This window comes from Pseudomonas sp. BRM28 (assembly GCF_002939405.1).
GTDB lineage: Bacteria > Pseudomonadota > Gammaproteobacteria > Pseudomonadales > Pseudomonadaceae > Aquipseudomonas > Aquipseudomonas palmensis.
Genome location: NZ_PEFV01000001.1, coordinates 2344749 through 2351985 on the forward strand (window position 1 = coordinate 2344749; position 7237 = coordinate 2351985).

A 7237-nucleotide genomic window follows, 5' to 3' on the forward strand; every position below is an offset into this window, starting at 1 on the left:
CGGGGTTGCCGGCTTACACGCCCAGGCGGTCGCGCAGGCTGTAGTACCACGCGCCCAGGGCACTGAACGGTACGCGCAGCATCTGGCCACCCGGGAACGGGTAGTGCGGCAGTTCGGCGAAGGCGTCGAAACGCTCGGCCTGGCCGCGCAGGGCCTCGGCCAGCACCTTGCCGGCCAGGTGGGTGTAGGTGACGCCGTGGCCGCTGCAGCCCTGGGAGTAGTAGATGTTGTCTCCCAGACGACCTACCTGCGGCAGGCGCGACAGGGTCAGCAGGAAGTTGCCGGTCCAGGCGTAGTCGATCTTCACGTCCTTGAGCTGCGGGAAGGCCTTGAGCATTTTCGGGCGGATGATCGCCTCGATGTTGGCCGGGTCACGCGCGCCGTATACCACGCCACCGCCGAAGATCAGGCGGTTGTCGCCGGTCAGGCGGTAGTAGTCGAGCAGGTAGTTGCAGTCTTCCACGCAGTAGTCCTGCGGCAGCAGGGTACGTGCCAGCTCTTCGCTCAGCGGCTCGGTGGTGATCACCTGAGTACCGCATGGCATCGACTTGGCGGCCAGCTCCGGTACCAGGTTGCCCAGGTAGGCGTTGCCCGCCACGATGATGAACTTGGCGCGCACCTTGCCCTGCGGGGTATGTACGACCGGGTTGGCACCGCGCTCGATGCGGATGGCCGGGGACTGTTCGTAAATCTTGCCACCCAGCGATTCCACTGCGGCGGCTTCGCCCAGGGCCAGGTTGAGCGGGTGGATATGGCCGCCGCTCATGTCCAGCATGCCGCCGATGTAGCTGTCGCAGGCGACCACTTCACGGATGCGGCGCTGGTCCATCAGTTCCAGCTGGGTGTGGCCGTAGCGTTCCCACAGGCGTTGCTGGGATTCCAGGTGGCCCATCTGCTTTTTGGTCAGGGCGGCGAACACGCCACCGTCCTTCAGGTCGCACTGGATGTTGTACTTGGCCACGCGCTCGCGGATGATGCGCCCGCCCTCGAAGGCCATCTGGCCGAGCAGCTGTGCCTGTTTGGGGCCGACGGTACGTTCGATCACGTCGATGTCGCGGCTGTAGCTGTTGACGATCTGACCGCCGTTGCGGCCAGAGGCACCGAAGCCGACCTTGGCGGCTTCAAGCACGGTGACGCTGAAACCGTTCTCGAGCAGGAACAGGGCACTGGACAGGCCGGTGTAACCCGCACCGATCACGCAGACGTCGGTCTGTACTTCTTCCTGCAGGCTCGGGCGCTGCGGGACGGGGTTGGCCGATGCGGCGTAATACGACTGGGGGTAGGGGGTGTTGGCCATGTGCGGGCACCTCAGGGTTTGTAGTTGTATGTTCTATATTTTTTACGATTGTGCAGATCGTATCAACAATAATAAACACCCGCCAGCCAGACGGTAAAAATCGCGCAAACCCGGGCTGGGGTAAAAAATATTAGTATTCAGTGGCTTAGCGTGAAAAAAAGTATTGACACGCTGCGTCGATTGCGTAGAATGCCGCCTCACAGCAGGCACATAGCTCAGTTGGTTAGAGCACCACCTTGACATGGTGGGGGTCGTTGGTTCGAGTTGACGGTCTTGATCGCCATCATCGGGCCTTCGAAGGTCGACATGCCGTAGAACGCCAGCGATACCACCAGAAAACGCAGGATCGGGTCGGTGCGCAGCTTATGCCAGGCGCCCGACAGGGTCATCATGCCGTTGATCATGCCGCCCCAGCTCGGGGCCAGCAGGATGATCGACATCGCCATGCCCAGCGACTGCGCCCAGTCGGGCAGTGCGGTGTAGTGCAGGTGGTGGGGGCCTGCCCAGATGTACAGGGTGATCAGCGCCCAGAAGTGCACGATCGACAGGCGATACGAGTAGATCGGGCGTTCGGCCTGCTTGGGTACGAAGTAGTACATCATGCCCAGGAAGCCGGTGGTCAGGAAGAAGCCCACGGCGTTGTGGCCGTACCACCACTGGATCATCGCGTCGGTCGCGCCCGAGTAGGCCGAGTACGACTTGAACAGGCTGACCGGCAGCGAGGCGTGGTTGACGATGTGCAGCATCGCGGTCACCACGATGAAGGCACCGTAGAACCAGTTGCCCACATAGATGTGCTTGGTCTTGCGCTTGACGATGGTGCCGAAGAACACCGCACCGTAGGTAACCCACACGATGGCCAGCAAAATGGCGATAGGCCATTCCAGTTCTGCGTATTCCTTGGTCGTGGTGTAGCCCAGCGGCAGGGTGACCAGCGCGCCGACGATCACCGCTTGCCAGCCCCAGAAGGTGAAGGCCGCGAGGCTGTCGGAAATCAGTCGCGTCTGGCAGGTTCGCTGCACGACATAGTAGGAAGTGGCAAACAGTGCGCACCCACCGAAGGCGAAGATCACCAGGTTGGTGTGCAGGGGGCGCAGGCGTCCAAAGCTCGTCCACGGCAGGTCCAGGTTCAGCTGAGGCCAGACCAGTTGCGAGGCGATGAAGACACCGAGGCCCATGCCAAGGATCCCCCAGACCACCGTCATGATGGCGAACTGGCGGACGACCTTATAGTTATAAGCAGTCGGACTGATTGCTGTGCTCATTCTAAGGTTCCACGGTTTGGGTGTTTTTGTTGGTTAAAAAATCGGCGCAAGTATGTATAAACCGTGTGGTTATTGCAACGCGATGGAAATCGCGCCGCACCTTGCGAAGGCCGATTTTACGGCGTTTCCAGCCGATTGGCGGTGGGAAGTGTACACAATCGCAAGGCGATAATGTGCACCATTATTCCGCTTTCGTTGTGCACGCATTAAGCTGCCTTGGCACTATCGTCCTGCGTGGTCAGGGCAGGCAATTCGCACTTGGGCCGGGATCCATCAGCCTTTGGTGGTGGCTCGCGAACAGAAAGTGCGCCAAAAAGGTGCATTCAGGTGCAAGACTTCAAGCCACTGTGGCAACAAGCTTAGTCTCGATCAGGGGGGGTGCAAGGCGGGTGTGCGGCGGGGTGCGACACTTGGTCGCAAGGGGCGGTGGGAACCGCCGCACCGTTGTCGATGCGGCGGTTTGAGTCAAGGCTCAGTTACATCATCGTTTCACTTGGCAGTTACGTTCTCTGCCGGTTGCGACAGGCTGTAGACATAGGCCGCCAGCAGGTGGACCTTGTCGTTGCCCTGAATGTCCTGCTGCGCCGGCATCTGGCCCTGACGGCCGTAACGGATGGTCTGCTGCAGCTGGGCATAGCTCGAACCGTAGATGAATGCCTGCGGGTGGGTCAGGTCAGGTGCGCCCATCGCCGGGGTGCCTTTGCCTTCCGGCCCGTGGCAGGCCACGCAGTTGGTGGCGAACAGCTGCTTGCCGTTTTCCACGTCGGCCTTGGCGTCCTTGGGCAGGCTGCGGCCATCGAGGTTGGTCAGCACGAACCCGGCCACATCGGCCACGCCCTGCTCGCCGATCACTTCGGCCCAGGCCGGCATCACGCCGTGACGACCGCCCATGATCGAAGCCTTGATGGTTTCCGGGTCACCGCCCCAGCGCCAGTCATTGTCGGTGAGGTTGGGGAAGCCGTAGGCACCCTTGGCGTCCGAGCCGTGGCACACCGAGCAGTTGGAGGCGAACAGGCGACCGCCCATTTTCAGCGCCTGCGGGTCCTTGGCCACTTCCTCCACCGGCATGGCGGCGAACTTGGCGAAGATCGGCCCGAATTTGGCGTCGGCGCGGTCCATTTCCTTTTGCCACTCGTTGGCGCCGGTCCAGCCGTTCTCGTAGCCGGGCAGGATGCCTTTCCAGTTGCCCAGGCCCGGGTACAGGATCAGGTAGCCCACCGAGAACACCAGGGTGCCGACGAACAGCCAGAACCACCACTTGGGCAGCGGGTTGTCGTACTCCTCGATGCCGTCGAAGCTGTGGCCCATGGTCTGGTCGGTGGTGCCCTTGCTCTGGCCCTTGCGGGTGCTGAGCAGCAGCCAGGTCAGGCCGATCAGGCTACCGATGGTCAGTACGCAGATGTACGTACTCCAGAAGGTGGTCATTGCCCGTTACTCCTCGATTCGGATTCTTTGGCGGCAGGTACAAGGCGATCGTCGGCGAACGGCAGCAGGCTCGCTTCGGCGAACTCGCGGTCACGCCGGCCGCTGAACACCCACAGCGCCAGGCCGATGAAGGCGATGGCTACCAGCAGGGTGCCCAGGCCGCGCAACTGGCCGATATCCAGTGTGAAGTCCATGGCGCTTACCTCTTGTTCTTGATCGCGGTGCCGAGCACCTGCAGGTAGGCGACCAGCGCGTCCATCTCGGACTTGCCCTTGAGCGAGGCCACGGCGCCGGTGATATCGTCGTCGCTGTAGGGCACGCCCAGGGTGCGCATCACGCGCAGCTTGGTCTCGGTATGGCTGCTGTCGACCGGGTTGGCCACCAGCCACGGGTAGGCCGGCATCTTCGACTCGGGTACCACGTTGCGCGGGTTGTACAGGTGCGCACGGTGCCAGTCGTCGGAGTAGCGGCCGCCGACGCGGGCCAGGTCAGGGCCGGTACGCTTGGAGCCCCACAGGAACGGGTGGTCCCACACGCTTTCACCGGCTACCGAGTAGTGGCCGTAGCGTTCGGTTTCGGCGCGGAACGGACGGATCATCTGCGAGTGGCACTGTACGCAGCCTTCACGGATGTAGATGTCGCGGCCTTCCAGCTGCAGCGCGGTGTAGGGCTTCATGCCTTCGACCGGCTTGTTGGTGACGTCCTGGAAGAACAGCGGGACGATCTGGGTCAGGCCGCCGATGCTGACGGCAAACACCATCAACAGCACCAGCAGGAAGACGTTCTTCTCGATTACTTCGTGTTTCATCAGGTTCTCCTCAGGCCAGCTGCGCAGTGGCGTTGGCGGTCTCGCCCGCTGGGGCACGCACGGTGCGCCAGGTGTTCCAGGCCATCAGGAACATGCCGGTGAGGAAGATCGCACCGCCCACGAACCGCACGATGAAGCCAGGGTGGCTGGCCACCAGGGTTTCGACGAAGGAGTAGGTCAGGGTGCCGTCGGCGTTGACTGCACGCCACATCAGGCCCTGGGCGATGCCGTTGACCCACATCGAGGCGATGTACAGCACGGTGCCGATGGTGGCGAGCCAGAAGTGCGCGTTGATCAGGCCCAGGCTGTACATCTGCTCGCGGCCGAACACTTTCGGGATCATGTGGTACAGCGCGCCGATCGAGATCATCGCTACCCAGCCAAGGGCGCCGGCGTGTACGTGGCCGATGGTCCAGTCGGTGTAGTGCGACAGGGCGTTGACGGTCTTGATCGCCATCATCNGAGGTTGGTCAGCACGAACCCGGCCACATCGGCCACGCCCTGCTCGCCGATCACTTCGGCCCACGCCGGCATCACGCCGTGACGACCGCCCATGATGGTGGCCTTGATGGTCTCGGGCTCGCCACCCCAGCGCCAGTCGTCGTCGGTCAGGTTGGGGAAGCCGTAGGAGCCCTTGGCGTCGGAGCCGTGGCATACCGAGCAGTTGGAGGCGAACAGGCGGCCACCCATCTTCAGGGCTTGCGGGTCCTTGGCCACTTCTTCAATTGGCATCGCTGCAAATTTGGCAAAGATCGGCCCGAACTTGGCATCCGAACGCGCCATTTCCTTTTCCCACTCGTGCACGCCGGTCCAGCCCGACTCGCCGTTGGCAAAGGCCACCTTGTTTTCGTTGTCCAGGTACTGGTAGCCCGGCAGCAGGCCTTTCCAGTTGCCCAGGCCCGGGTACAGCACCAGGTAGCCCAGGGCGAACACGATGGTGCCCACGAACAGCATGAACCACCACTTGGGCAGCGGGTTGTCGTATTCCTCGATGCCGTCGTAGGCGTGGCCCACGGTTTCTTCGGTGGTTTCGCTGCGCTGGCCCTTGCGGGTGGACAGCAGCAGCCAGGTCAGGGCAAAGATGGTACCCAGACTCAGAACGGTGACGTACAGACTCCAGAAGGTAGTCATTCTTTGTTACTCCTAGAAGCGCTCGCTTGCGCTTGCTCGACGTGCTTGCTGGCTTCGGGATCATCCGCGAAGGGCAGCATGGTCGCTTCGTCGAACTCGGACTTGCGCCGAGAACTGAATACCCACAACGCCAGGCCGATGAAGGCCACCATCACCACGACGGTGCCCAGGCCACGAATCATCCCGATATCCATCAAGGTCACCGTTTGCTTTTGATGATGGTGCCCAGCCCTTGCAGGTAGGCAACCAGAGCGTCCATTTCAGTCTTGCCCTTGACCGCGTCGCGGGCACCGGCGATGTCCTCGTCGGTGTAGGGCGTGCCGAGGGTACGCAACACTTCCATTTTCCTGGCGGTCAGCTTGCCGTCGAGGGTGTTCTCCACCAGCCACGGGTAGGCCGGCATCTTCGACTCCGGCACCACGTTGCGCGGGTTGTACAGGTGCGCGCGGTGCCAGTCGTCGGAGTAGCGGCCGCCGACGCGGGCCAGGTCAGGCCCGGTACGCTTGGAACCCCACAGGAACGGGTGGTCCCACACGCTTTCACCGGCTACCGAGTAGTGGCCGTAGCGCTCGGTTTCGGCGCGGAACGGACGGATCATCTGCGAGTGACACTGCACGCAGCCTTCACGGATGTAGATGTCGCGGCCTTCCAGCTCCAGCGCGACGCGGGGCTTCATGCCCTCGACCGGCTTGTTGGTGACGTCCTGGAAGAACAGCGGGACGATCTGGGTCAGGCCGCCGATGCTCACGGCGATGACCATGAAGAAGGCCAGCAGGCCGATATTCTTCTCGACTACTTCGTGCTTCATCAGTGAGCTCCAACGACAGCGATCTGAGCGGCGGCTTCAGCTTCGGCCGGCTGCGAGGCGCGGACGGTGCGCCAAACGTTGTAGGCCATCAGCAGCATGCCGGAGGCGAAGAACGCACCGCCCAGTGCACGCACGATAAAGCCCGGGTGGCTGGCCTGCAGCGCTTCGACGAAGGAGTAGGTGAGGGTGCCGTCGTCGTTGATGGCGCGCCACATCAGGCCCTGGGTGATGCCGTTGACCCACATCGAGGCGATGTACAGCACGGTGCCGATGGTCGCCAGCCAGAAGTGCGCGTTGATCAGGCCCACGCTGTGCATCTGCACGCGGCCATAGATTTTCGGAATCATGTGGTACAGCGCGCCGATCGAGATCATCGCTACCCAGCCCAGAGCGCCGGCGTGTACGTGGCCGATGGTCCAGTCGGTGTAGTGCGACAGCGAGTTGACGGTCTTGATCGCCATCATCGGGCCTTCGAAGGTCGACATGCCGTAGAACGCCAGCGA

The 7237-nt window shown here is 62.4% G+C and carries 7 protein-coding genes, 1 tRNA gene and 3 pseudogenes; 1 reads left to right on the forward strand and 10 read right to left on the reverse strand.

Translation table 11 applies throughout. From position 1 onward, the window contains the following. Positions 1-13 precede the first annotated feature (13 nt). A complete protein-coding gene (locus CR917_RS11240) occupies positions 14-1297 on the reverse strand; it encodes an FAD-binding oxidoreductase (RefSeq protein ID WP_043863032.1) in 1284 nt (427 codons plus the stop codon). Between the two features lie 205 nt (positions 1298-1502). Here CR917_RS11240 and CR917_RS27275 point away from each other — a divergent pair. Then, positions 1503-1591 (forward strand) — tRNA-Val (locus CR917_RS27275). Here the strand turns inward: CR917_RS27275 and CR917_RS11245 are convergent. The 9 genes and pseudogenes from CR917_RS11245 to CR917_RS11285 all read right to left on the reverse strand — a co-directional run. Further along, a pseudogene (locus CR917_RS11245) lies at positions 1558-2562 on the reverse strand (cbb3-type cytochrome c oxidase subunit I); the annotation flags it as partial. The gene CR917_RS27275 and the pseudogene CR917_RS11245 sit on opposite strands and share 34 nt — an antisense overlap. 489 nt (positions 2563-3051) lie before the next feature. Then, positions 3052-3987, reverse strand: coding sequence for a cytochrome-c oxidase, cbb3-type subunit III (gene ccoP, locus CR917_RS11250; RefSeq protein WP_043862387.1), 936 nt, complete (start codon positions 3985-3987; stop codon positions 3052-3054). Continuing rightward, on the reverse strand, positions 3984-4181 hold the full coding sequence (locus CR917_RS11255) for a CcoQ/FixQ family Cbb3-type cytochrome c oxidase assembly chaperone (RefSeq protein ID WP_043862388.1): 198 nt from the start codon (positions 4179-4181) through the stop codon (positions 3984-3986). Before CR917_RS11255 ends, ccoP begins: the two co-directional genes overlap by 4 nt. Positions 4182-4186: 5 nt before the next feature. Next, complete coding sequence (gene ccoO / locus CR917_RS11260; protein WP_043862389.1) at positions 4187-4795, reverse strand: cytochrome-c oxidase, cbb3-type subunit II; 609 nt, start codon at positions 4793-4795, stop codon at positions 4187-4189. Between the two features lie 10 nt (positions 4796-4805). Then, positions 4806-5255: pseudogene (locus CR917_RS11265) on the reverse strand (cbb3-type cytochrome c oxidase subunit I); the annotation flags it as partial. 2 nt (positions 5256-5257) lie between these two features. Continuing rightward, positions 5258-5926, reverse strand: a pseudogene (locus CR917_RS11270) (cbb3-type cytochrome c oxidase N-terminal domain-containing protein); the annotation flags it as partial. Next, complete coding sequence (locus tag CR917_RS11275) at positions 5923-6120, reverse strand: CcoQ/FixQ family Cbb3-type cytochrome c oxidase assembly chaperone (protein WP_043862418.1); 198 nt, start codon at positions 6118-6120, stop codon at positions 5923-5925. The pseudogene CR917_RS11270 and the gene CR917_RS11275, both read right to left, overlap by 4 nt. 5 nt (positions 6121-6125) lie before the next feature. Beyond that, positions 6126-6734, reverse strand: a complete 609-nt coding sequence (ccoO, locus tag CR917_RS11280) for a cytochrome-c oxidase, cbb3-type subunit II (RefSeq protein WP_043862385.1) — start codon at positions 6732-6734, stop codon at positions 6126-6128. Next, positions 6734-7237, reverse strand: a 504-nt coding sequence (locus tag CR917_RS11285; RefSeq protein ID WP_173925044.1) for a cbb3-type cytochrome c oxidase subunit I, incomplete at its 5' end; no start/stop codon positions are given. The genes CR917_RS11285 and ccoO (CR917_RS11280), both read right to left, overlap by 1 nt.

Bases quoted from the DNA above. Each gene is read 5' to 3' on its own strand.
- CR917_RS11240 (WP_043863032.1), bottom strand. From the start codon at position 1,297: ATGGCCAACACCCCCTACCCCCAGTCGTATTACGCCGCATCGGCCAAC.
- ccoP (WP_043862387.1), bottom strand. From the start codon at position 3,987: ATGACCACCTTCTGGAGTACGTACATCTGCGTACTGACCATCGGTAGC.
- CR917_RS11255 (WP_043862388.1), bottom strand. From the start codon at position 4,181: ATGGACTTCACACTGGATATCGGCCAGTTGCGCGGCCTGGGCACCCTG.
- ccoO (WP_043862389.1), bottom strand. From the start codon at position 4,795: ATGAAACACGAAGTAATCGAGAAGAACGTCTTCCTGCTGGTGCTGTTG.
- CR917_RS11275 (WP_043862418.1), bottom strand. From the start codon at position 6,120: ATGGATATCGGGATGATTCGTGGCCTGGGCACCGTCGTGGTGATGGTG.
- ccoO (WP_043862385.1), bottom strand. From the start codon at position 6,734: ATGAAGCACGAAGTAGTCGAGAAGAATATCGGCCTGCTGGCCTTCTTC.